Genomic DNA, 26192 nt, shown 5'->3' with positions numbered 1-26192 from the left:
TCAAAAGACTATTTATCTTTGATTAAAATGTACAAGAATACGGGTGTTCCTAAAAGTGCCGTAATCACACCAATCGGCAATTCTATCGGTGCCACAGCAACCCGGGCAATTACATCTGCCAATGTCAACACCAGCGCTCCCAATAATAATGAACCGGGAAGGACAAAACGATGATCCGCTCCACCCATTAACCGGACAGTATGCGGAACGATTAGCCCCACAAATCCGATGATGCCCGATACAGCAACAGAAGCTCCCACTGCTAACGTGGAGAGGATGACAACCCATCGTTTGACACGATCCGTGCGCATCCCCAATAGATCTGCCTGCAGTTCCCCCAATGCAAAAGCATTTAGCGACTTACCAAAAAAGGGCAATATCAATACCGGGATCAAAATAAATGGCGCCAAAGCGGTTAAGTTATCCCAAGTAGCACCGCCCAAACTGCCCAGCATCCAAAAAGTGATGGTACGCAACTGCTGTTCTGTAGACAGATAAGTCATCAAACCTGTTAGCGCCCCCGCAAATGCATTAATAGCAATCCCCGCCAATAACATGGTGGTAACATTGGGGCGCCCGTTCTTGCTTGCAATACGGTAAACCAGAGAGGCTGTTAAACCCGCCCCCACAAACGCACCAAAAGCCAATAAATAATAACCGATCCAGGCAGACAACGAAGTGAATAGAAAAGTCTCAAATGCGATAATCAATACCGCAAAAAGAGACGCTCCCGACGAAATCCCAATCAGCCCCGGTTCAGCCAGTGGATTACGGAATATACCTTGGATGGCAGCACCGGATATACCGAGCGCTGCACCTACCAAAAGTCCGAGCAAAAGACGCGGCATGCGAATCTCAAAAAGAACATCTTCTTGCATATCAGGCACACCGCCGGCACTCCCCAAGTGCAGCTTTTGCAGCAACATCGTTAATATATCACCGGACGGAATATGATAGGCCCCCATCCCCAAGGCAACAATACTTGTCATAACTAATACAAGGCCCAGGGCCAGCAATATCAATTTCTGTTTCCTCTGCACCTGATCTATTTTGAATCCATCACTTTTCCAAATCCACGGTGCAATTCCAGAATCGCGTCTGGCAGCCGGTTACTAAAATTGACCAGCAACGAAGCATTCATCACCAAGATGCGATCGTTTTTACCTGCATTGGTAATGCGCATACCCGGCAATTTAAGAATAGCATCCTCGCCCCCAAGACTACTTGCCCCAAAGTCAAATAGCAAGACAATATCCGGATTGGCCTGTACCAGCGCTTCGGTTGTATACGGTTTAAAATCTGAAAATTCCTGCACGGCATTTTTACCACCAGCCAGGTTGATCATTGCATCGAGACTACTTCCTTTTCCAGCAACACTCATCGTACCTGTACCGCGTGCATACAAAAACAGTACTTTCGGAGCTACTTTTCCCTGATTCTCCTTCTTGACCAATTCCATAGTATGGTCGAGACTTAATTTTGTACGCGAAGCCAAATTCTTTCCAGCCGCAGATTCGCCTACAGCATCTGCTACCTCCTGAATATAACGAAGGGCACCCGAAACAGAATAGTTGGGCTTGATCGAAACAAATTTCACCCCTGCCGCACGGATTTGCTGAACGACAGCCTTGGATACATCCCCCTCATTCGCGATCACGATCGTCGGTTTAAAAGATAACAAGCCCTCGGCCGAAACTGATCGGTTTTTACTAACTCGAGGCAATGCTGCCGCAGCTTTGGGCGAGATGCTCGTCACATCCGTCGCAACCATGCGCTCACCTACGCCCAATCCATAGATCGTTTCCGTCAGGGAACTGTTTAATGTAATGATTCTTTGCTGTGCCGTTGCCCATCCTCCGATTTGCATCAAACAGCACAGTATAACAACATAAAATCTACTCATCGCAATTCTTTAGCTCTATCCGGGCAATAGCAAAATTTCTGCATGATCTTCTTGCCTTGCCACTCATCTTGAGTACAAAACAAATCAATAATCAGTCTAAATACAAATTAAATTGAATCCTTCAATATAAAGGAATGAACCTTAAAATACACGCCAAACCACTATTAAACAAATATTTAACATAAAAATATCATCACTTTAGCCACAACAAAAAACGAATTAAATAGAATTTATGACATTTTGCATAGAGAAAAATTCCGGCGGATTACCGTTTTTTGTAACATTATTTAGAATTAGTAAAAATAAAAATAGTGTTTAAAAGCATCTCATCTATTCGAACAAGCACCCTGATAGCCCTATGCGCCTGCCAGATCTACACTGTGCAAGCACAGGAAAAATGGAAAATCTCGGGTGTATTAAAGAACGAATCCAATAAAGGCGTGGCCAATGCGACCGTCTATCTTTATCCAGATAAATATGCTTTTAAAACAGATACTGCAGGAAGGTTTCAGTTCAATCAGCTTTATGCGGGTCGCTATGAACTGCAAGTACAAGCCCTGGGCTATCAGCAGCAACGAAAAATCATCGATTTAGAAGACAAAAATCAGCAATTAGCCCTAGTGTTAAAAACTGAGGACCGTCAGATGGATATCATTGATGTCCAAGGAAAAGCACAGGCCGTCGACAATCTTGTCAAGGCCGAAAATGCGGCCATGCCCGTCAAGGTCATCACCAAGCGCGAGATTGAACTGATGGGCAGCCGCCGGCTCGATGAAGTGCTCAAAGAACAGACCGGTATTGCCATTGTGAACGATATTGCCGGCGGATCCAGAGCGGTGGGTGTACAGATTCAGGGCTTCAGCAGCAACTACGTGATGGTCCTTGTAGACGGGCAACCTATGCTGGGGCGCAATAGCGGAAACTTTGACCTATCCCGTATTTCGGTGACCAACATCGAGCGCATCGAGATCATCAAAGGAGCTTCCTCCTGCTTATATGGAAGTGATGCACTGGGTGGTGCGATCAACATCATTACACGCCATGGCGCCATTACGCCACAGGCACAGGCTTCCCTCCTCTATGGCAGTCTCAATACCGTCGATGCAACTCTGGAGGTTGAAACACCATTTTCAAATCAGCGCGGCAGTGCTGTTTTCTCGGGCAATTATTACCGCACCGATGGGTTCAATACAGATAAGCAGTATCTGGATTCCAAGAGTACAACGTTTCCCCCTTATACCAATTACAGTTTTCAGGGCCGTGTACGCTATCGTACAAGCAAAAATGGAACATTGGGTATGACGGGACGTTATGCAGCTAGAGAGTCCGAAATGATCAATGCCTGGTCTGAATCGGCTACCCTACAGGATAAACAAAAAGATCAGGACATCAACCTCTCGGCAAGTTACGACCATAATTTTGAATCGGGACTGCGCAGCATGACGCGTTACTATTTCTCGCGTTTCCACTCCCAGATTGCCGCACAATGGTTGCAACAAGGTATTGTTGCCAGTGCGGAGCAGTTTGGTCAGAATGTACACCGCATTGAACAGCAATTTGCGTATAGTCCAGCACAACAGGTTAAACTCACAGGAGGTATAGGCGGTAGCCTCGAACTCATGGACAACCAAGATCTGGATGCCAAACGATCTTTGAACAGTGCCTTTGCCTATTTGCAGACTGAGTGGAAACCTGTCGACCGATTGCTAACTACGCTGGGCCTACGCTACGATCAGACCAACGTCTACAATGGTCACTTGAGTCCAAGTCTCGGTCTACAATACCATGTCAGCCCCACACTACTTATCAAAGGCGGTGTTGGCGCAGGATTCAAAGCACCTGACTATAAAATGCGCTATCAGGTCTTCTTCAATCCAGCCGCCAACTATCTTGTGGTCGGTTCCGAGCGCGTAGCCGATGTGATAGCAGCCATGGATCAAGCCGGAGAACTGAGTTACAAAAACAGCTATATGCTCAACCTGGTGGCGGGCAACCTTAAAGCCGAAACCAGCATTTCAAATAATCTTGGACTGACCTGGAACCCGTCCAAAAGATTACAGGCTGATTTCTCTGTCTTCTACCATCGGATCAACAATCAGATCAACACGGTTAGTGTAGGTAACGGTACCAAGGTCGCACAGATCTATAGCTACCGCAACCTGCCCAAAGCCATGAATAAAGGTTTCGAAGTTTCATTGACCTATCAGGCAACCAAAGATCTGCAATTGTCGATGGGCTATCAATATCTGATTGCCAAAGACCTGAGTGTATTGGATAGTATTGCCAAGGGCAGTTATCCCTATAACCAGATCAACGATCCCGCTACAGGTGAATATCGCCAGAGTAAAAAATCGGATTATTGGGGTATTGAGGACCGTTCGCGACACATGTTCAATGCAAAAGCCCAATATGAATATAAACCCTGGGGCGTCAACGTCAATGCGCGGGTTAATTTCAGAAGTGCCACACCTTTTCAGGAATACAATGGCAACCAGTTTATCGACAAATACGACATTTTTATTCCCTATCATACGCTGGTTAACATGACGGTAGAAAAGAGTCTGATGAACAGAAGGTTGACCTTCCGTCTGATCGGTGACAATCTCTTCAATTTTACCAGCCGTTATTTACTCGGGCAACCTGGACGGGTTATCATGGGCGGCGTCAGTTACCGTTGGATAAAAGAATAATAAGGACTAATAAACAAGAATTTAGCACACCAAGTACAAGATAAAAGATGAGAACGATTCGCATGATTATTGGAGAATGTAGCATCTGGCTTTCCTTTCACAAGATTGGCCGTTGTATTTTTTCAGCACTATTGCTATTGACGGTGGTATCCTGTGGGAAAGACAAAGACTATACCATCGGATTAGAAGACGGAAAAAGTACCTTGATCAAAGATCTTGCTGGCGATACCGATGCAGCAATGGGTGAAGGTACTGAAGGAAAAGAGCAAAGACCATTTTTTATATTTCTTTTTCGTTTTAAAGACCAAAAGCAAATCTGGGTTAAAACCAAAGCCGATTCAGCGCAGTGGCTTAAAACAAAAGATTGGGATATTGCCTTTACAGGTCCTTACAATTCGGAGATCTATGTGAACAATGCCCAGCATGAATACAATCCGGGTTATGGCGGTCAGGTCAACAATACCGCTGTGGTTTTATTGAGACAGTCCTATCAGAGTGTCACAGTAGCACCTTCCGATGAAGAATTCGATAAAAGTGAAGTCAACAAAATTGGCTGGGCAGCAACCGATGGTTCGGATGGATGGTTCCGTTATAGCTTGAGCACCCATATTATGCAGGCCTTACCTAATCGCACCTACGCCATTCGACTGCCAGATGGCAAATACGCCAAATTGCAGCTTATCAATGCTTACAAAGGAAATCCAGCGGCGGTAACCAATCTCAATTGGCCTGCCCCATACTACACATTTAAATATTATGTACAGCAGGATGGCGGTAAAGATTTAAACACAAACACATTATAATAAGGAAAAATTACACAATTAAATTAAAGATGAATAGATTATTTACAACAGCAGCACTTCTATGTGCATTGAGTTTAGGTTTTACTTCTTGTAGCAAGGATGACGATAAGGTGGAGCAAGTCGAGCCGGAATACCAAGCTAAGGTTATGGTCAAAGACGGTGAAACTGTTGATTTAACAAAGGTTTCCAAAACCATCAATACACAAGGAACAATCAAGCGTACAGGCAATACCTATTCACTTCATAACTTTAAACAATTTACAATCGGTGAAGATGGAAAAGCAACTACAACTGCAGCGCAAACCTATTATTTCGACTTTAAGGAGAACGATGGGCTACAAACTGCTGATGCCCCATTAACCCTAATCGCACAACAACGTGTCATGGATGTGATCGCAAACACTGCAAAATCATTTACACTGTCTTATATAGATAAAGCTTATGAGACTGTCAATTCAGCGGATCAATTTGCAACATTGACTGACAACAAAGCTGGTATTGCATTAACTCCTACTGCTATTGGATGGGCTGGTTACGATAAGACAACACACCATGTTATAGCTGTTAAAGACCGTACGTTTATTCTTTCAAAAGATGGAAAGCCTTATTTTAAATTTAAAGTCAACAGCGTATATTCCAATGAGACACCAAATAAAGCAATGGCGTCAGATAACTATGTTTTCTACTCCATCGATTACCAAGAATTTAAATAGCATCAACAAAAGCAGCTGGTTAAAATTCCAGCTGCTTTTGTTAACCAAAAATCAAAAACCGAAAAAAATATATTAAATACCAATTTTCATACACACTTTATCAGTAAAAGATTCTATCTTTACTATTATTTAGAATCAATTTAAATAAAAATAAAATACTAACAGCCCTACTGCATGTATAGAAAAGGAACAAGGTATCAACTAACACAAAAAAAACTAGTAACAATGAAAATAAAGAAACGCAGCAACCTATTAAAATTCATACCGGTATTGGCATTTTTAATTGTGTTGGGTGCTTGCAGCAAAAGCGACCCCACAGTAGTAGAGCCTGAACCAGATCCTGTTGCACCAGAAGCTATGTTCAACCGTTTGATTACGGTTAAGAATTTTGGCGAAGACTTACCTGCTGGAAGTGCACCTACAACAGAGCAGTCACCAATATATTACAGCTTAGAGCAGAACAAAGCTATTACTTCCGACTACGTCGGTACCGTCCGTTGGGATATGTCCTTTTCGGGTTTGTTCCGCAGCTTTATCAACTGCAACAACACAGCAAACGGATTTGGTAAAGGCGGCCCAGGCAAAGGCGGTATCTTGATTGTCGAGAAAAAGTTTGAAGATGTCATCGATATCCCTTTAGATGCGGAGTTCCGTAAAGGTGAAAAAGCTTACGGTACTGATAATTCCGGCGATTTTGGTGAAGGCTTGGGCTGGTATCTGTATGATTTTTACGGTACGTTCAAAGGCGGTGGTGCTGAAAACAAAAAACACGTTGCTTATCCAATTGAGGGGCATACAATAATTGTTCGTACGGCACAAGGAAACTATGGCAAGATTAAAATGCAAAGTATCTACAAAGACCTATTGGACCCAAAAGATTGGTTTAAAGATTCACCAACACCATTCTTTACATTCCAATATGTACTTGCTAAAGCTGGTAGTACCAAATTTACAATTGCTAACTAAAAAAATAAGTATAGCGCACTTTTTAGACACTAAACTAACATGAAAAGATTATACAGCATTTTAAGCTTCCTTTTTGTAGGATTGCTACTACCCGGCTGCACCAAAACGGAAGAATTAGCCTTACTTCCAGCAGACAAAATACTGGAATACAAAGTCACCAACCTCCCCAATGACGAAGTTATTTATGGAGCCGTCGACAATAAGGCCAATACCATTACGGTATATGTCCCTTACTACTATGGGCTATTGGTGATAGATCCGAGCATTAAACTCTCCAATGGAGCCAGTATAGCCGAAGAAATTTTACCTGTTAAAACAGATGAAAAGAACCAGACATATACCGTAAAGTCCGCTACAGGTACCACTAGAACTTATAGCTTAAAGATTGAACTACAAAGTACACCATCTTTTGAAGCCGCTTTCGCCTCTACATCGTCCATTTCACTTACAAAAGGGCCCGGCACTGGTTTTCCAGCGATAAATGGAACCTTTATGCATACCAATCCTGCATTGGTAAGTATTGCGCTAATTAATCAAGAAACGAAAAAACGGTATCAAATGGCAACGCCCAATAGCTTAAAAGTATCGGGGATTGGATACCAATTAAGCTATACGGGTACCGAACGGGAAAACCGCATTCCATCCGATATTTTGGCAGGAACTTATGATGTTGAGGTCACCAATCTAAACCACGCCATTATTTTGGCCAATCCGCTCAAGATTACGTATCGCCAACCCGATGTATATATTAGCTTATTGGGACTAAATTTGGCAAAAAATAAAGACTGGACCATTACAGCCAACTTGGACAAAGTGATTTTAGATCCGACAGCTGTTATTATGACACTCAATGGCAAAGATTATCCATTGATTATCAAGTCGCACACGAGAACTGAAATGACAGTTTCATTACCTGCAGATCTTCCGACGGGAACATTTGAAAAGGTACAGGTCAAATTCCAATTTAAAGACTGGGCCGATGTGGTAAAAACGGAGCAAAATCCTAGTACGATAACAGAATCCTAAACAGACATCCACGAGATGCCATGGTGGCATCAAAATTAAATAAATTAAAACAAGAGGAGATCTCAACATGAACTCAAACATCAAAACTATCTTAAAATCAGCGATGGCCGTGACTATGCTATCAGCAGCAGTATGGGCAGCAGCTCCAACAACAGAATCAGCAACAGCTCCTTTGGCTTTAAACCAGGCTAAAGCAAACAGCAACTACACTGTAGTAGGTCAATGGTGGAGTCCTTCGGCAGCGGCAACATGGCCGGCAGTCTATGTAGACCTTTCAACCGGAGCGCAAAGCCTGAGTAGCTCTGGTCAGGTTGCATTCTTTAGCCATGTGAATGGATCGATCAAAGCAAATTCTGGCTATTCAATCAGAACTATAACAAAAGACATCTCTTCCGTTGCAGCCGGAGATTGGGCTAGTGCTACTCCTGTGACATCACAAGGTAATAACGAATGGTATGAATATGACTTAGATAGCCATAGTAATGTAGCCGTTTCGGATCTTACCGTATTGGTGGGTGATGTAACTGGTGCTAAATATGCAGTCAAACTACTTAACTTCAGCAATGTCAGTCAAAGAAATATTACTGGATTAGAAGTAAAAGCAGATGTGAATATCGAAGTTAAGGCATTATAGTCTTTCCTATTTGATGAATAAAAGATTCCGCAACCTGGTGGATGGGTTGCGGATCTTTTTAGCCTAATTAACATCCGCATAACGATTTTTTTAACCAAAAAAATTATGCAACACTCGTTTTTGAAAAAACAAATACATATTCTTCAATTCCTAGCTATTTTTATGCTAGCAATAACATGCTGGTCCTGTAAAACTGAATACCCAAGCCTGCCCTACAATGACATCGAATCTTTTAGTATTCAGGATGCTGACGGCAAAACCTTATCGGCAAGTATTGTAGATGACCAGATTATCCTATATTGGCCTCCATTAGTGAATCAACCCGAAAGCATTACACCGACGATTAAAGTTTCGGATTTAGCGACTATTACGCCGGCTTCGGGTACTGCCATACAGTTGCAATCCGACAAACCTATTACCTATACCGTACGGGCACAAGATGGTTCCAGCAAAAATTATACATTGGTATTCCAGTACAACCAGCCCCTAGTACAGGCAAAAATGAATCTTCTAGAAGGTAAATATTACCTTAGTCACCCAAAAAATGAGGATTTGGTAGTACGAGGAGAAAATATCCTCCCGGACGAGAACCAAACCAAGGGCTATCTGGTCGATAAGGATGGAAAAGAGACCTTACTTTCTTTTTCTCAACCTCCAACATCTTTTATTGCACAATTCAATACTCCAGGAGATCTCAAACCAGGCATCTACCACATCAAGCTAATATCTGGACGCTATACGGTACTCACAGATGCTTTTGAGATATTACTGCCACAGATTTACAGTTTAATTACATTAGATTCTTACACTGTAAAAAAAGGAGAAAATCTGGTCATGCCGATTAAAAGTACCGAAATTTATGAACTATTTTTCAAAACAGATTTCGATCATTTTATAGCAATTGACAACCTTAACAACTCCTATAAGATAACAAATGCAACATTTGATGTCACTAAAAAAATAGTTACATTACCAATACCAACCACAATTCAGGGCAATCAGATTAAAACGCTCAAATTGATGGATAAAAATGGTCAAATATTAACAGAGGGTGATCAATATATCACACTAAATTAATACGCCTCACCAACTCATTTTAATCGTGTTTGTCATTAATCAAACAAAGCAGTTTATTATGATTGCTTTAGCAAACATAATGGTATACAGCTGCAGCAAAGGTAAGGCTACAACAGAGGAACCGACAATCGTTGTCCCTACCCCGGAGGAAACCTTACGCCAACGATATAGTAAGTCGGCAGAACAATGGCCAGCTGCCACTTGGTATAACAATATCCAGGTACGTGAATTGGCCACTATACCCGAAAACCCATCGAAAGATAAGGCCGAGCTTGTAGCACTTGGCAAAGCCCTATTTTTTGACCCCCACACCGGTAATGGCATGAAGACTTGCGCTTCATGTCATAATCCGGACACCTACTGGATCGATCAAAAAACAACGGCAGATGGTATCGCTCTGCATCACCGCAATACACCTTCCATGGAAAATGTCTGGCACCTCGAAGGCAAACTCTTCCACGATGGCCGCGCAAAGACATATCGAGAGCAGATCGCCGAAGCCATCAACTCCCCGATCGAAATGGGCGGAAATACGACTGCTTTACCCGCTAAGCTGCAAGCTATACCTGGATATCTTCGTTTATATGAGGCGGCTTACTCGAGCGAAACGATGACCGTCGAAGGCTTACTGGATGCTATAGCAGCGTATTCAAGATCAATCAGCAGTGGTGAAACCGCCTTTGATGGGTTTATCAAAGGGGATTATCAGGCGTTAAATGATGCACAGCTTGAAGGTCTCCATCTGTTTCGAACCAAAGGGAAATGTATCAACTGCCATAATGGTGCCTTCTTTACCGATCTCGATTTTCATAACCTGGGTTATGCTGTTACCAGCAAAGGTGCCTTGGACAATGGTCGCTTTGAGGCAACAGGACTGGAAACAGACAAAGGTAAATTTCGTACGCCGGGCCTGCGCAATGTAGTCCATACTGCACCCTACCTGCACAATGGTAGTATTGCAAGCTTAAGTGAACTGATCAACCTGCTGAGTCAGGGCATGCCCCAAAAATCAGGACAACAGATCAATGGCACCTTATCGCCGCATATTCAAAACGTCCGATTGAGCAGTAAAGAACAGGAAAATATCGTGGCTTTTTTGGAGAGCTTATCGAGCGTACCGACCAAGACCGAGCGGCCAGTATTGCCCTAAAATAAAAAATCCCAAAGGGACTAGCTTTGGGACATTTGAGTACTCCACAGCAGCGGAGGCATCAAAAATTAAATAAATTGGCACAAAATTAGGCTTTTATATTAAATAAAAAAGTAAAAAAGTATTAAATTTCAGATAATTATCCATTTGTAGCGAATCAGCTACAAATATATAGGACAAAATGCGCATCAAATTATGAGTCAAATCCGCCCAATAACTGGTTTATTTTTTATAGTAGCCGCTACCTCGGCCTGCCAGCAAAACAGTAGAACAGCGACTTCACCCGATGAACTTATTAGTCCAAAAACAGGAACAAAAAAAGAACTCACACTCGATTCTATATACCTGTATGCCAAACAGCTCTACCGCTGGCAGGAATCTCTCCCTTCGTATACCACTTTTGATCCGCGGGGAAAATATGCCCAAATAGAACCCGAGCAAACGGCCTACGAGCGTGAACTTTTTGCACTCAGCCAATATGCCTTGCGCAAGTATGATAAGCCTTATGAATGGTCGACCATTCCCAATAAGCCCAAATATTCATATCTGGAACGCCGTCGGACAGAAAAGAAAAGTAGCGGTCACATGGCTAGCACCACCACACCCTATCGGTATGCGACACACCTTTCTTACTGGACCGCAGGTAATAAACGGATTGCTTATGTATACATCCCCTCTTTTCCAGAGCTCCAGACAGTGAAGACCGAACTGGATCAACTTGCGGCCGAACTCGCACAGCAGCAAGTTACTCATCTAATCCTCGATCTACGTCATAACGGTGGCGGTTATGTGGAAACAGCCGAATATTTAGCCAACCTCATTAGCCCAGCCAGACTGGATAAAAAAGTGATGTTTAGCGAGCAATTTCATCCGAATGTGCAGCAAGGCAAAGCAAAACTACTCCTTAAACAACCCTATCTGGATGCCAGTGGCAAAGTGGTTCAATACAAAGGACGCCTTGCGACAATGGCTGATGTGGATTATAGTGAAAAAGCCAATACGCATTACTTTATCAAAAAGGGGCATTTCAATTCTTTGCAGCAGTTATCCTGTATTGTCTCTGAACGTACAGCTTCGGCTAGTGAGCTTTTGATTAGCAGTTTCAAACCCTATCTTCCGCTGCGACTCATCGGCCAGCAGACCTTTGGCAAACCCGTCGGATTTTTTTCCATACGTGTAGGAGCCTTCGATATTTACCTGGCTTCATTTCTCATCCGGAACGCCGATGGTTGGTCGGATTATTTTGATGGGATCCCAGTCGACCTGCCTTTAGCTGCGCAGGAAACCTCCCGCCATCCCGGAGATCCAAAGGAAGCCTGGCTTGGAGCGGCATTAAAAGATATTGCCAGAGACCAAGGTATCAAAGCAATTTCATCCGTGACTTATTTTCCCTTGCCAGCAGAAGAAAATTTGCTACTCAAAACAAATTTTAGGTTAAAGTAGTTAGGAGCAATCCGAGTTTAGATGTTAGTATTAAAAATGTGATTATCAATATGGACAATCACATTCCACACTACCGGCTTAAACCAAGAGGAGGACTTAGTTTTTAAAATAAACAGAGTATAAAATTGACAGTCCTGCAGATATGGAAAGAGCCTTGACTTCATTTAATCTAGTAAAACTTATATTGCCATCATTGTAATATAATTTATCTATTCCTCTGCCAATACTGCTATATCTAGAAAAACCGGTAAAAACGCCCATCTTTAAAAAATTAGTTAGCCTGTAATTAAGCCTAACTTCATTATCCCATTCCACGATAGGTATATCATGCTCAAAACTTTTCGGATGAGCAAAATCACTTCTTAAATTCCAATTTGCATCCCCATTAAATTTACTCATTCTAGCTTGAAAGAGGATGTTGAGGTCAAACGAATCAAAAAATGGAAGGAAAAAAATTGCTCCAATACCAGCACCTAAAATTCGGTTATTATAAGTGCTAGATAATTTTTCCATTTTATCAATAAGGGAATAACTGTTTTTTTGTAGTTGCATAACAGCGTAAATATCTAGCTCTTTACGCTGCATGTGTACATTATACCCTAGCTTTATATTAAAGGTCTGTCCATTTCCCACATCGCTATCATAGGTTTCATTACTAGTTATACCTTTACGATTATCAGCGGAGTAATCGATATCTGTAACTTTTCCCGATATAGTCTTCGCGTACCCGTAAGTAATTTCAGCTGTAAATTTTCTTTTTAACTTAATCCCTAATTTCAAATCAGCGCCAACACGCATATTATTTCTCCACAACAATTCTGACAAAATATTTGGCTTCTCACCTCGGGAATTACCGGCAATATTCCACGAGAAATTTTCGCGAGAAACTTTAGGCCTTAATGAATAATCTAAAACTACTTGTGAAAAAGAATCTTTCCAAGCTATGTTCATTAGGAGAAAGCAGATTAATATTCTAACTACCATAACTTGGAAAAACAGAAAATTTTAAGACTAAAAAGATTTACCTATTGAAGCAGTTCCCGTACTAGCAATTTGCTTCAAAAATTGTTTACTAAAGCCATACCTAGTGATATCAGCTTCAGCAATTGGATATAACTTTTCAACAAAATTCTGATAATCATTTGCGTTAGCCTTTGTATATTGTCTCCAACGAACATAATACTTGTTTGTTGATGTCAACTTAACTAAATCCACCCCCCAATCTCTTCGTGGGTAAATATTGGGATTCCAATTATTCATTTCCATTGTATAGGTGTAGTTGTACAGCATTTCATGCCATTTATCCCAAGCTATATCTCTTTCTGAATAATCTGCTAAACTATTATCGTAAGGCCAAAAACGAGCGAAGGGTTCACGAATATGATGTTTTATAATAGCATCTCCGCACAATTCAAATTTGCTAAAATACTTCTTACTAACATCAAGTTTATTGTTTCCAATCATAGATGCTTCAATATCAGTGGCTCCAACCAGCCTAAAACCATCAGGAAAATTCAAAAACAAAAAATACTTATTAGACTCCCAATCATCGTGATAAACAAAATCACCTAAATTAAAATAGTCTATTGCAAGTTTCAGTTTATTTATATTCTTCATAAAATATTCCTTTACCAACACGCCTTTATAGCCTGGTACTAGCTCATATATTGGTATCAAACCATCTTGTGCTATATCAATTAAATGGGAGTTATCCAAATCAACACTATTTTGCCAAGCCGTTAAATCTATTGTAGGAATAGTAGTTCCCGGAGCCAAGTTTACTGTACCAGCAATATTTATTGAAGGGTTTCCACCCACTGCAGAATAAGTTAAGGTTTGATTTTTATTCTCGGTCAATTCACTCTCATTAATATTTGTACCCCCCCCCACGGACATTCCTAAGCCAAAAACTTTAAATACACCAGCCTTTACACCAATTTCTACTTTGTGCTTTTTGTCAGTACTACTTATTTGGGATCTATAGGTCGCAGAAATTTTCCCCCCTAATGTAATATCACGCAATACATGTGTCCCATAATATTTAATAATATCTTGCGGGCTCATTGTTTCACAATCACTCAAAAAATTAGCAGAGAGATAATTACTTTTTATTTCGTCAAGCCCCATAATAATAGCCAATTTCTTTGTAATTACTAACTTATCAACCGAAGCATAAGAATATGTGGTTTCTGTAGAATCATAATCCGTAAATGTGCTTCTCAGCGTTGAACTAAATAATAAATATTTTGTATCTATATTTATTTTAGTTAATATATTCTTAATATATGTTCTTGAATCTTCAGCCGAATTGACATTAAAATTTTGATAACTTAATGTCCCTACTTCAATTCTATTTGCTTGTTCAGATCTGATTTTCTTTACATCAATTACCAATCCTTTTCCTTCCTGCTCATTAGCAAATCTACCCAACGCATTATATCCATGCCCTAATAAATCAAGATCTTTATCCCCTGCAGACCGTTGACTTGTTCCAATTACATCACTAGGAATGTCCTTTTTACAAGAACTAAAACATGATAGCATAAGCAATGCTACACCAAAAAATATTCTTTTCATTGTTTAAATAATTATATGTTAACTTGGTCAAATATACGCTTATTTATAATTATTCCAATTAAAAATTAAATTAAAATAACATTAAATATCACATAAATTTAATAACACTAAAAGATATATATACACATCCTATTTTGTTAAAAAAATAGTTTATTAAAACTAAAAACTCTCTTATATTAATAACATCGAATATATGACAATAATACTTTCCATTAAAATTAAAAGCGTTTTTCATAGATGATAAAGCAGAAAACAGCATAAATTTGTAAAAATAAATACGAATCTTTGTATAGAATCGTTATAAATAAAAATAGAAACATGTTAAGTCAACATATCAAAGAGCAAACGCACGCAGCTCACCAAAACGTAGAAGGAACGATCGTGCGCCAATTGAAAAGTATTCGTTCAGAAGCAGATTACGCAGAAGTATTGAAAGGCTTTTATGCATATTTCCGTGCCGTAGAAGACCGCATAGCTCCTTTCGTTACTGCCGAAGTATTGCCAGATTTGGCCGAACGCCGTAATTCATCGTACATCAAAAGCGACATCGAAGCCTTGGGTGGTAACGTAGATAACCTGCCAGAAGCCACTGCTCCGGCAGTAGCCAATGTACAGGAAGCACTTGCATCATTATATGTTTTGGAAGGTTCAATCATGGGTGGTCCGTATATCGTGCAGATGCTCAACAAATATGGCGTTACCAAAGGAACTTCTTTCTTCGAAGGTTATGGCGAAAATAGCCGCGACATGTGGGCTGGTTTTACAACAGTATTAAACAAATATTCCGAAGATCCGTCAACTTATGACCGCGCAGTAGAGATTGCTAACCAAACTTTTTATAACTTTGGCGAAGTATTCACTCCTATTGCAAGTGCAAACTAAAATAAGAGCAATAGTGTTTAATTCCTTAAATGGAGCAAAAAGATAACAAATCAAAATGGCTTAAGCGTGCCGGAATTGGAGCATTTCTCTTCTTCCTGGCCAAAGGGCTCGTATGGCTAGCCGTATTTTTCTTCGCAGCGAAATCCTGCAGCTGGTCGATGTGAGAGATAAACGTTTTTAGAAAAAAGGTGTTTTAAAAAACAAACACCTTTTTTCTACTTTTTATATCAATCAAGACTTTCGAACCACCGTATTATAAAGCGCTATCCCCTCATGGCTGATCATCTGACACATTACTTCTGAAGCATTGATCGAAAAATAAAAGAACCCATACTGGTCTTTTGCAAAACGACTGTACGACAGGTCAGTTTTCACCGGTGTTACCTCGGATCCTGCCCCCGAAATAAATTGATGAAACCTCTTACTCTCTACTTTTAGGTGCTGCAACGAATGTTCATGCCCGGAAAGATAGATATCTACTCCCCTTTTTTCAAAGATAGGTTCCAAAACCTTTCGCACTGCCAAGGTATCATAATTCGTCGTACGCGGTCCCGCCGTATACAAGGGATGATGACCGACGACAATTTTCCAATGGGCATCCGAATCTTCCAGTAGCTGGTCCAGCCAGGCCAGCTGTTTCTCGGGCTGCTGCCCCGCTACATGTGGTCCATACTCGCTATTGCTGTAAAATTCAGGGATCATCGGGTTGGTATCGATAAAAGCCATTAGTATCTTTTTTCCGTCCTTGAGCCTAAATGTCTTGCTGTAATAACGCGCAGGCATCTTCCAGCGCCTGCTGATCGTACTATAGCGCACCTGAGCATCGGGATCTGATTTATAATCGTGATTACCCAGGATAGGGTACCAGTCCCATTGCAACGAAAATGCAGTATAGATATTTTCAAATGAATAATGCCACAGGGGATCATGTTCACTGACCACACCGGAGGGGTAAAAATTATCACCTGTAGAAATAATAAAGTCATTGGGATGCTGATCGGCCCATTGGCCCATCTGCCCTGCTACTGCCAACTGATGATCGGCGCCGTTGAGTCCCCAGTCGCCTACAGCCATGAAATGAAGATCATAGCCATCTTTCGGCTTCAAAAGCTGCTGTATATCTTCGCTTTCCAGTTGGGTCGGTTTTACGGCTCCAAAGCTGTCGAACGAAATTCCTCCCAGGCCGGCTGCAATCGCCGTGCCCAGGGAATTTTTCATAAAAGTTCTGCGTTTCATAAATCGTTTCTAATAACCCGGATTCTGCTTCCAGTGTGTGTTTACATTTAAGACTGTTGTTGGCACCGGAAAGATGCGACGAAACTTCTCGCTCATGCCAGCCGGATACAGCGATCGGAATCCCCAGTTATCTTCAAATTTGCCGTAACGGATCAAGTCATTTCTACGCCAGGATTCATCGGCAAACTCTCGTGCACGCTCATCCAATACATCCTGTAAGCTTGGGGCGACTGTCAGTGCCGGTGCATTGACATACGATCGAATCTGATTGACTAGGGATTGGGGCGTCTGACCGTTGGTCGCGGTAGCACCACGAAGTATAGCTTCAGCTTTCATCAGTAGAATATCCGCATATCGAAATACAGGAACATCATTGCTCTGATTCCGTTGATTGGCCGACGTTACTGCAACATCCATATAAAATTTAATGGAACGGTATCCCATCGAACGGCCCTTCTGGTCGTTTCCTGCATTCAACGTGGCCGCACCATCGGGACGCAAAGTAATCTCCCTGGTGGTTTCGAGCTGCCAGTCAAACTGCACATCAGCATCAGCACCTTTATAATCTTGGTCTATACCACGTTTAGAGGTCTTGATCATGAAAGGACGCTTTTTGTCCTCAACATAATTTGACCAATAATATTGTTTGCCACCGATGTAAGATGCATTGCGCTCGTCGCCATCTAAACTAAACTTGTCCAAATAGGTGGGCAATACACGAAAGGTCCCGCCAACACTTTGAGGTAATGTGGCAAACTGATTCTGGGCACTACGATGGATCCAAAACCGTGAATAGGTCATTCCCTGCTGTTTCTCACGATCAAAGGGTATGGCAAAAATAAAATCCTTCACCCGGTAATCGTTGTCCGGACGAAACTTAGCCATAAATCTGTGGCTCGTCAGGTTAAATTGTCCTGAGGAAATAATCTGATCGCACATCGCAACCACGTCATTTAATTTTTCATTTTGCGCACTTGGGTTGTAGTTGGCGACATCCGCCGTCGTATAGACAGCCCAATTGAGATACAACTTAGCCAGCAATGCCTCAGCCATATATTTCGTTGCTTTTCCATAAGTTGCCACAGAAACTGCTGTCGGCAGCAAATCCTTCACCGCAAGCAATTCGGTTTCAATAAAACGACAAATTTCAGCACGGCTTGAACGTGCTGGCACGACATCCACAGGCCCTGTAATTAATGGTGCAGCACCAAAATTATCCATCAATATGAAATAGTAATAAGCACGGATAGCACGGGCAGGTGCTGTGAGTTTTTCTTTATCTTCCCCAAATAATTCGATGGCATTATTGGCTAAGGTGATTCCTGTAGAAGCATCGTTCCAAATACTGGGCAAAAGGCCGTTGTCGGCATTCCAATTGTGCACATGAAATTCGCGATACCGACCGCCGTCATACCAGTCCGTCCCCATAGCAACGCTGACCGCCTCATCCCCAGAAAGGGTTTGAACCATCCAGTGATCGCGCCCCATTGCACCACGATAGGCCGCATATACATCAGCAAGAATAGCCTCAGCGGCACGCTCTGAATCCGGAAATTCCGTGAGTTGCGATTTTATGTCAACATCGAGATCAGTACATGACCCCATTGAAAAGGTCAACGCCAATAAAGTGACTAAGCGAATAAAAAGTTTTGATTTCATCTGTAAATATTTCCTTTTAAAGTCTATGTCGTATATCCTCTCTTTGTCCGATAGGGACTCCCCACTCGAAAAAAGAACAGCGAATAAATACATATCTGTTTATAAATTAAAGTTTAGACCAAACATAAATGTACGCGTACGTGGATAGGTCTGACGGTTATCAATCCCTGGAGTCAGACCACCAAGCCCTACCTCTGGAAGCAACAATACAATGAAAAGAAATCTAATTTTAGTTTTAACAAGTTTTATCTTAACCTGGAATCTGGCCCTATGTCAACAACGCGAGGTGGATTTTAGCAATGCCTATATTGCGCATAATGATGGCAAGACAACTGTGGAAATCAATGAAGCACAGGAACTCGTTTATATTATCTTTTCAATAACGGACTTTGGAAAAGAAAATCCAAACATGACCAAACAGAATACCGAATATTTTGAAGAGGTCAAATCACATTTTACGGCATTTTCGGATCTACCTATAGTGAAGAAATTTGACCAACAACTGCGAGAGAATTTAACGAATTATTTTCTTTTAGCAGCAAATGTTTATGGCTTCAAGTTCAAAGACGATGAACTAATACCGACGAACATCTATATTTTTCCGGCAAAAGGAGTTGGAAATTACCAGATCAAATCAAACCCCATTCCGGCTTACAAAAAAGAACTGGAAGAGTTTATTAGAAAATCTGGATACCGGGCATTTTATAAACAGCATAAACCCTACTACGATAGTCTTCGCGCCGCCTATGAAGAATATGCTTCCATTGCCGAACAGAAAGAATGGTTAGAAAAAAGATTCAATTACAAAATCAACAGTTATCGTATATTGACATCGCCCCTCATTGCCGGGATGAATGCAACACACACCTTCAAATATAAAGGATTCAAAGAAATATTACTTTTTCTACCCACGCTTCGTGAAGACGAATCTTGGAGTCCCCAATTTAAGAAAGCAATAAATACCCGGATCATTTTCACAGAAATAGACCATAACTACGTCGGACCTCTGAGTGAAAAAAATAAAAAACAGATTGATACCATATTTAACAACCGGGAATTCTGGATAGATGCATCGAATAAAAGTACAGTCCATTACCCAAGTCCGGTCAAAGTGTTCGACGAATACCTAACTTGGGGACTATTCATTTTGTATTGTTATGACAAATTTGGCGAAGATTATGATCTATTTGGACAGATTGTCGAAAACGTCAATGATATGATGGTGAACAAAAAAGGATTTCCTAAAGCAGATGAATTTAACGCCGAATTGTTTAGCCGCTATAAAGACAATAAAAACAAAAATATAGCGTCTTTATACAAGCCCCTCTTAGAATGGTGCTCAAAACAAAATTAGTCCCATTCCGACAATATTTAGTATATTATTAACGATAAAGATTAAGACGCTAGCAATATGCCTGTAGCGATCACAAGAAATCAGCGTAGTTAACAGTATCTAAATCCTTTCAAGGCTTAAAAAGGGAAATATTATGAATATTAAGATCATCGGATCGGGCAGCTTAGTCCCATCAAATCGCATTAAAAACGATTACTTTAAAAATCATCTTTTTTTGGATGAGAACGGGCTACCATTTAAACAGTCTCAACTAGTCATCGAAAAATTCAAGGCAATTACCGGAATTGAAGAGCGTCGCTACGCCGATGCTAACCAAGTCGCTTCCGATCTAGCTTTTAAAGCCAGTCAACTTGCCATTGATGATGCGGGTATTGATGCAGAAACACTAGACTATATTATCTTAGCCCACAATTATGGTGATATTCCATATGGTAAAATCCAGTCAGATACAGTACCAAGCCTAGCGAGCAGAGTGAAGAAAAAACTTGGTATCAGCAATCCCAAATGCGTCGCTTATGATTTATTATTTGGTTGCCCCGGCTGGAATGAGGGTGTTCTGCATGCCAATGCTTTTATCAAATCAGGGATGGCAAAGCGCTGTCTCGTTATTGGTGCAGAAACGCTATCACGTGTGACTGATCCTTTTGATCGAGATTCTATGATTTACGCAGACGGTGCCGGCGCGGTAATTGTCGAAGCAACCCATGACAGCCGTGGCCTCTTGGCCTTTGAAAGTGCAACGTACGCCATTGAGGAATCCGACTACCTTAATTTTGGACCTTCATACCAGCATGAGCAACATACGGAAACGCGATATATTAAGATGAAGGGACGCAAGATTTATGAGTTTGCCCTCAGCAAAGTTCCTTTGGCCATGCAAGCTTGCCTTCAAAATGCTAGTATCGATATCAGAGCGATAAAAAAAGTACTGATCCACCAAGCCAATGAAAAAATGGATGAAGCCATTCTCAAAAGATTTTACGCATTGTACAATATGACGGCCCCAGCTGATGTCATGCCAATGACTATCCATAGCTTGGGAAACAGTAGCGTCGCAACCATACCGACACTATATGATCTCATCAAACGAGGCGAGATTGAAGATCAATCGATACATGAAGGCGATATCATCCTATTTGCTTCGGTAGGTGCTGGAATGAATATAAATGCTTTCCTATATCAAGTTTAAAAAAAATGGATGTGCAAATTTATTTTGTCTGTAAAACCTACTTTAGAATGGCCTAATCGCGGAATTACTCATTCATTTTAATAATAGGCTCATAAATACTATGTTTAATAATATTTTATAGTTATATTTGGAAGATAATCGGCTCAATTTGCTTCTCTGAAATCGGAAAGTTATAACACTTCCCGCTCAGTTTCGCATCTTCAGAAGCAATTTTTGTTGTCAAAATAATAGGTGAAGTACCTTTTTGAACTTGAATATACCCAAGCACATTAAACTACAAACATCATTTCTTGCAAACAAATCGATTGAATAGGGTTAAGATATCCGTATCGTAACGCGAATTTATTTATAGAATACTTTAATATAATATATAAAACAATGCAAGAAGGAACTATTAAATTCTTCAACCAAACAAAAGGATTTGGTTTTATTACTCCAGCTGCTGGTGGAGATGACATTTTCGTACACGTATCAGGATTAATCAACGAAGTACGCGAAAATGACAGTGTAACATTTGATGTAGAAAACGGTAAAAAAGGTGTTAACGCAGTTAACGTACGTATCGCATAATTAAGTAAACACACAAGAAGATATCTATTTATCTTCTTGCGAAGTGCACCGGGCAACCGTTGCACTTTTTTTATATATCCGCCATACATCAACTACATTTAATCCGTCAGAAAGACGTGATGATGTCTTTTTAAATTAGCCCCCAACTTCAACCCCCTTGGCCGCTTGGCCACTTGCCTTGTCACGTAATACAGAAGGTCTTTATGTTTAGGAATAATTTTTATTCTCAATAACCCAACAGCTTAATTCACATATTATACCTTTAGTATACATAAAAAACACATATCACTGCACATCAATACAATATAATATTTATAAAGAAATATTCCCTTTAATTTATTTGCTGCACGGCTCATATTTTAGATGATTTTTCAAATAGGATTGCTCATAAAAGGAATATAACACGATAACAACACCCTGGCAGTGCATGACAAAGGTCTCCAAGAGGTTTTTCACAACCTAGACCGAAAATAAGAAAATAGAATTAAAATTATCAACGGCTAAAATCAAAAATATTTTTAAACATAAAAAACTAAAAATAGACAATTTAACAAAATCTATATAAACTTATGAAATATCATAAATCTACTCAGTCCCGCCCATCGATTATGTTAAATTTCAATTTTACGCTGCAGTGCCAATACGAACTTTGTTTTTTTAGTTTACCTATAATTTCATCAAAAATATAGGCTCAATGCAATAACCAAATTGATAGGTAAGCCACTGTATCCTCACCCGCATTTATACGGTATTTCAAATTAGTCATTGCAATTTTCCATTTAATTTCGAATTTTAAAATTAAATTCGCGCACCATGAGTAAGCATGGTATACTATAGTATATGAGAAAAAATCCTTCCGGAAACAGCAATGCAAAGCAACGTAGTGACAACAAGAACAATGATATAGATCTTTATCTAAAAGCATTGAATTCTGCCTATTCGGGAATTATTATTACAGACAATTCGCAGCATGACAACCCTATTATTTATTGTAACAAAGCTTTCGAAACCATCAGTGGCTATGCACAAGAGGAAATAATAGGTCACAACTGCCGCTTTTTACAAGCGCAAGATCGTTCGCAAGAAGAACGTAGAATTATCAAAGAAGCGATTCTGCGGGGTGAAGAGTGCAAAATCGAAATTCGTAATTACCGCAAAGACGGAACCCTTTTTTGGAACGAACTTTTTATTTCCCCCGTGAAAAACGAAGACGGACAGGTGACACATTTTATCGGTGTTCAAAATGACATCAGTGATCGAAAAAAAGCAGAGCACGATCTTCGTGAAGAAAAGTCACATGTCGAGCTCAAAATACAGCAGAGGACGAAAGAACTTCAGGACAAAGAAAGTTTTTTATCCAGTATTATTGAAACAGTTAGAGAGAGCCTCTTGGTATTAGACGCGAATTATATTGTCTTGAGCGCCAATAAGCATTTCTTAAACTCTTTTAAAGTTACTACAGAGGAAACGTTAGGAAAGCAGTTATTTGACTTGGGTAATCAGCAATGGGATATTGCTTCGTTAAAGGAGATGCTTACACAGATACTGCCTACCAATAATCCAGTGATCGACTATGAAGTGGATCATACGTTCCCTTATATTGGGCGAAAAGTGATGTTGCTGAATGCCTACCGTATTGAATTTGAAGGCAAATACAAAGACCGAATCCTCATCGCGATCGAAGATATCACTGAAAAGAAAGAGCAAGATCGACGTAAAGATGATTTCTTGTCTATCGCAAGCCATGAGCTCAAAACTCCACTCACAACTATTAAGGGGCTTTTTCAGATTGTACAGCGGCTCAGTGTCGAAAATACAGATCCAAAGTATATTTCTACATTAGATAAAATAGCATCCTATATCGACCGGCTAAACCTGCTTATAGCCAAACTCTTGGATACTTCTAAAATTCAATCTGGAAATTTGGAACTGCACATGGAACCATTTGAGATCGATAAGACGATTCAAGACGCCGTAGAGAGTATGCGACTGGCCGTGCCTGACGCTGATATTCATTTTTCAGGCAGTTCGGATAGTATCGTGGAGGGTGATGAACTACAGATTATCCAAGTACTCAATAATCTGCTATCAAACGCTATTAAATATTCGCCAGAATCTAAGAAAATTGAAGTTAGTATTCATAGGGTTGCTAACTTTGTAAAGGTCTCTGTGCGAGATTACGGTATGGGAATAAGCTATCAAGACAGATTAAAGATTTTCGAACGATTTTTCCGCGTCAGCCATATACAAAAAAAGTTTCCGGGTTTGGGCATTGGTCTCTACGTTTCGCACGAGATCATTGTCAATCACAACGGTACATTGTGGGTAGAGAGTGAGCTGGGGGAAGGATCTACTTTTAATTTTACATTACCCATTGTAAACAATAACTAACAAATATGCAGACTAAAAAGATAATGATCTGTGATGATGACCGAGGAATACTCGAAATGCTGGAACTTTTTTTAGATATGGAAGGATTTAATGTCATATGCGAATCAAATAGTACCAACCTGACAAAGCAATTAATTTCTCATCAGCCCGACCTATTGTTATTGGATCTTTGGATGCCAATAATTTCCGGCGATCAGCTGATCAAGATGATCCGAAGCACACCCGAAATCAAAGACACCCCTATAATCGTGCTCTCGGCGAGCGTGGATGGACCAGAGATTGCAAGCGGCTTAGGTGCCAATGGTTTTATCGCAAAACCTTTTGATCTGGTAGATATCACCCAAAAAATTGATAATATACTGAAGAATTAACCCCTAAATAGTCCGTTGAAATATGCTCATTAAAATTTATAAAAACACTTTTAATCAAAAGTGTTTTTTTTGAATACAGCTAGTATATCAGCCATATTACGGTCGACTCAATTTATCAACCAACAAGAATAGATCGTCCAATTCAAATGGTTTGGACAAAAAGGCGTCGGCCCCACAATCAGAAGCAATCTGCTTGCCATGCGACTTTGTAGACATCAAAATTACCGGAAGATCGGCGTGTTTCTCCGATTTTCTGAGCTCGCGTACAATATCGTCACCAGATAACCAGGGCATATCAATCTCCAATATTAAAATATCAGGGTATACTTCGTCAACAATGCCTACAAGTTCCCTGCTCTTTGAAACGAGATAAACATCGTTTCGTTCATTTTTCAAAGCCAGCTCCAATACATTAAGGATGAGCGCGTCATCGTCACAAATAACAATTTTCTTTTTCATTTTTTGATTGTTTATAAACACCGCAATGATTGAAAAATATGGTCTTGGAGAGAATTAAAAAAATAGACCTAAGCTGGGCAGATAATTGGTTACCAAACCTTTTATATCATCTTTCTTTGAGATTTCGACAAGGTAGTCAATTTATGGGATAAACAACTGCTTTATTTATTAAATATTGCTATCACCCACGTCCGACGCCGGGTGATAGCGTTGTTTAATCAAATAATGGAAATCCGAAAATCGAGCGGGGTAATTTGTGTTTTTCTTTTGAACAATCGGGTTAGCGACTGAGGATGCTCAAACTTCATTCTTTCCGCTATTTCCGCAACAGAAAGATCCGTTTCGGCCAATAGCTGCTTGGCAACGGCAACTATAAAATTTTCAATATGATACTGTGCTGTCTTTCCCGATACCTTTAGCGAGATGTCATTAAGAAATCGTGCTGTACAATTTAGTCTTTTCGATAATGATGTAGCGGTCGGTGGCGCTAACATACAACGTCGCTCCTGGTCGAAAAATGTATCCAGCTCCTTTAAGAATTGACACTGTAATGCATTAAGTTCATCCGATTTATCCTCCATGAAGCGTTGGTAAAACCTTTGCATATGGTATAACAATAGATTCAGATAGGAAGCGATTATTGTTGAATGAATTTCACTTTGTGGCATTTTGGTCTCTTCAACCAATAGGTTGAAGAGCTTAGCAATAAGATGGTGATGGTTGTCTTTTAAAACCAATGATTCCTGCATTGAGTATTCCAGAAATCCAAGATCCTTTAATCTGTTCCGCATACTATAGCCTTTAAAAAGATCCGATCGAAAGGCAAAATAAGCGCCTTTTTTCAAATATCCTTTTATTTCGGAGACCGGAAAATAATACTGATTGAAGAATAATAATTTGTCGTACCCTTCATCTCCATCGTTAATTGTTCCAAAAACTATGATGAAGCATTTGTCTTCAATCAGTTTTTGAGCAGCATTTAGAAATTCATCATCATGATCGAAATCGTCAAAATAATAGGTATGATTTAACTTAAAGGCATATTGCAATTCACTCATCTTGTCGGCACTCAGCATATATAATTATGTAATGGGTATAA

General features: G+C 40.3%; 24 protein-coding genes. 16 read left to right on the top strand and 8 right to left on the bottom strand.

Annotation, left to right across the window (positions count from 1 at the left end; all coding sequences use genetic code 11):
- Positions 1-8: 8 nt before the first annotated feature.
- Entirely contained in the window at positions 9-1040 is a 1032-nt protein-coding gene (locus tag J2X77_RS02160; protein WP_310078783.1) for an iron ABC transporter permease, read from the bottom strand.
- A gap of 5 nt (positions 1041-1045) precedes the next feature.
- Complete coding sequence (locus J2X77_RS02155) at positions 1046-1903, bottom strand: ABC transporter substrate-binding protein (RefSeq protein WP_209579907.1); 858 nt, start codon at positions 1901-1903, stop codon at positions 1046-1048.
- 311 nt (positions 1904-2214) lie between these two features.
- Between J2X77_RS02155 and J2X77_RS02150 the strand changes: the two genes are divergently transcribed.
- From J2X77_RS02150 to J2X77_RS02110, 9 genes are all read left to right on the top strand, one after another.
- A complete protein-coding gene (locus tag J2X77_RS02150; RefSeq protein WP_310078781.1) occupies positions 2215-4593 on the top strand; it encodes a TonB-dependent receptor in 2379 nt (792 codons plus the stop codon).
- A 47-nt stretch (positions 4594-4640) separates the two neighbouring features.
- On the top strand, positions 4641-5396 hold the full coding sequence (locus J2X77_RS02145; RefSeq protein ID WP_310078779.1) for an HmuY family protein: 756 nt from the start codon (positions 4641-4643) through the stop codon (positions 5394-5396).
- Between the two features lie 29 nt (positions 5397-5425).
- Positions 5426-6109 (top strand): hypothetical protein, encoded by a 684-nt coding sequence (locus J2X77_RS02140; protein WP_209579904.1) that lies wholly within the window; start codon positions 5426-5428, stop codon positions 6107-6109.
- Between the two features lie 225 nt (positions 6110-6334).
- Positions 6335-7075, top strand: a complete 741-nt coding sequence (locus tag J2X77_RS02135; RefSeq protein ID WP_209579902.1) for an HmuY family protein — start codon at positions 6335-6337, stop codon at positions 7073-7075.
- A 39-nt stretch (positions 7076-7114) separates the two neighbouring features.
- On the top strand, positions 7115-8101 hold the full coding sequence (locus J2X77_RS02130; protein ID WP_209579899.1) for a hypothetical protein: 987 nt from the start codon (positions 7115-7117) through the stop codon (positions 8099-8101).
- 67 nt (positions 8102-8168) lie between these two features.
- Complete coding sequence (locus J2X77_RS02125) at positions 8169-8735, top strand: hypothetical protein (protein ID WP_209579897.1); 567 nt, start codon at positions 8169-8171, stop codon at positions 8733-8735.
- A gap of 162 nt (positions 8736-8897) precedes the next feature.
- Positions 8898-9812, top strand: a complete 915-nt coding sequence (locus tag J2X77_RS02120; protein WP_209579894.1) for a hypothetical protein — start codon at positions 8898-8900, stop codon at positions 9810-9812.
- A 58-nt stretch (positions 9813-9870) separates the two neighbouring features.
- Positions 9871-10962, top strand: a complete 1092-nt coding sequence (locus J2X77_RS02115) for a cytochrome c peroxidase (RefSeq protein WP_310078775.1) — start codon at positions 9871-9873, stop codon at positions 10960-10962.
- A gap of 195 nt (positions 10963-11157) precedes the next feature.
- Positions 11158-12405 carry a S41 family peptidase gene (locus J2X77_RS02110; protein WP_209579890.1) on the top strand — a complete coding sequence of 416 codons (1248 nt, stop codon included), beginning with the start codon at positions 11158-11160 and terminating at the stop codon, positions 12403-12405.
- 96 nt (positions 12406-12501) lie between these two features.
- Here the strand turns inward: J2X77_RS02110 and J2X77_RS02105 are convergent, their stop codons facing one another.
- Positions 12502-13356 (bottom strand): hypothetical protein, encoded by an 855-nt coding sequence (locus J2X77_RS02105; RefSeq protein ID WP_209579888.1) that lies wholly within the window; start codon positions 13354-13356, stop codon positions 12502-12504.
- A gap of 60 nt (positions 13357-13416) precedes the next feature.
- Positions 13417-14982, bottom strand: coding sequence for an MAC/perforin domain-containing protein (locus J2X77_RS02100; protein ID WP_209579887.1), 1566 nt, complete (start codon positions 14980-14982; stop codon positions 13417-13419).
- Between the two features lie 318 nt (positions 14983-15300).
- Here J2X77_RS02100 and J2X77_RS02095 point away from each other — a divergent pair, with 318 nt between their 5' ends.
- Positions 15301-15864 carry a biliverdin-producing heme oxygenase gene (locus tag J2X77_RS02095; protein WP_209579885.1) on the top strand — a complete coding sequence of 188 codons (564 nt, stop codon included), beginning with the start codon at positions 15301-15303 and terminating at the stop codon, positions 15862-15864.
- Positions 15865-15893: 29 nt separating this feature from the next.
- The gene (locus tag J2X77_RS02090; RefSeq protein WP_310078769.1) at positions 15894-16028 is read left to right on the top strand and encodes a hypothetical protein; all 135 of its coding nucleotides are present in this window, start codon (positions 15894-15896) and stop codon (positions 16026-16028) included.
- Between the two features lie 67 nt (positions 16029-16095).
- Here the strand turns inward: J2X77_RS02090 and J2X77_RS02085 are convergent, their stop codons facing one another.
- Together J2X77_RS02085 and J2X77_RS02080 are read right to left on the bottom strand one after the other, a co-directional pair.
- Entirely contained in the window at positions 16096-17100 is a 1005-nt protein-coding gene (locus J2X77_RS02085; RefSeq protein WP_209579884.1) for a metallophosphoesterase, read from the bottom strand.
- 9 nt (positions 17101-17109) lie between these two features.
- Positions 17110-18759, bottom strand: coding sequence for a RagB/SusD family nutrient uptake outer membrane protein (locus J2X77_RS02080; RefSeq protein WP_209579882.1), 1650 nt, complete (start codon positions 18757-18759; stop codon positions 17110-17112).
- 211 nt (positions 18760-18970) lie between these two features.
- Here J2X77_RS02080 and J2X77_RS02075 point away from each other — a divergent pair, with 211 nt between their 5' ends.
- The 5 genes from J2X77_RS02075 (at position 18971) to J2X77_RS02055 (ending at position 24634) form a co-directional block, all read left to right on the top strand.
- Positions 18971-20113 carry a DUF4932 domain-containing protein gene (locus tag J2X77_RS02075; protein ID WP_209579881.1) on the top strand — a complete coding sequence of 381 codons (1143 nt, stop codon included), beginning with the start codon at positions 18971-18973 and terminating at the stop codon, positions 20111-20113.
- Between the two features lie 133 nt (positions 20114-20246).
- A complete protein-coding gene (locus J2X77_RS02070; protein ID WP_209579879.1) occupies positions 20247-21302 on the top strand; it encodes a 3-oxoacyl-ACP synthase III family protein in 1056 nt (351 codons plus the stop codon).
- A gap of 378 nt (positions 21303-21680) precedes the next feature.
- The gene (locus J2X77_RS02065; protein WP_046676064.1) at positions 21681-21872 is read left to right on the top strand and encodes a cold-shock protein; all 192 of its coding nucleotides are present in this window, start codon (positions 21681-21683) and stop codon (positions 21870-21872) included.
- A gap of 840 nt (positions 21873-22712) precedes the next feature.
- On the top strand, positions 22713-24263 hold the full coding sequence (locus J2X77_RS02060) for a PAS domain S-box protein (RefSeq protein ID WP_209579877.1): 1551 nt from the start codon (positions 22713-22715) through the stop codon (positions 24261-24263).
- A 5-nt stretch (positions 24264-24268) separates the two neighbouring features.
- Positions 24269-24634 (top strand): PleD family two-component system response regulator, encoded by a 366-nt coding sequence (locus J2X77_RS02055; protein WP_209579874.1) that lies wholly within the window; start codon positions 24269-24271, stop codon positions 24632-24634.
- Positions 24635-24730: 96 nt separating this feature from the next.
- Here J2X77_RS02055 and J2X77_RS02050 read toward each other — a convergent pair whose 3' ends face one another.
- Entirely contained in the window at positions 24731-25093 is a 363-nt protein-coding gene (locus tag J2X77_RS02050) for a PleD family two-component system response regulator (RefSeq protein WP_209579871.1), read from the bottom strand.
- 218 nt (positions 25094-25311) lie between these two features.
- Positions 25312-26169: an AraC family transcriptional regulator gene (locus J2X77_RS02045; RefSeq protein ID WP_209579868.1), complete on the bottom strand. Its 858-nt coding sequence runs from the start codon at positions 26167-26169 to the stop codon at positions 25312-25314.
- Positions 26170-26192: the final 23 nt, after the last annotated feature.

Source organism: Sphingobacterium sp. 2149, assembly GCF_031455655.1.
Taxonomy (GTDB): Bacteria; Bacteroidota; Bacteroidia; order Sphingobacteriales; family Sphingobacteriaceae; genus Sphingobacterium.
This window is presented reverse-complemented; position numbering and strand designations above follow the sequence as displayed.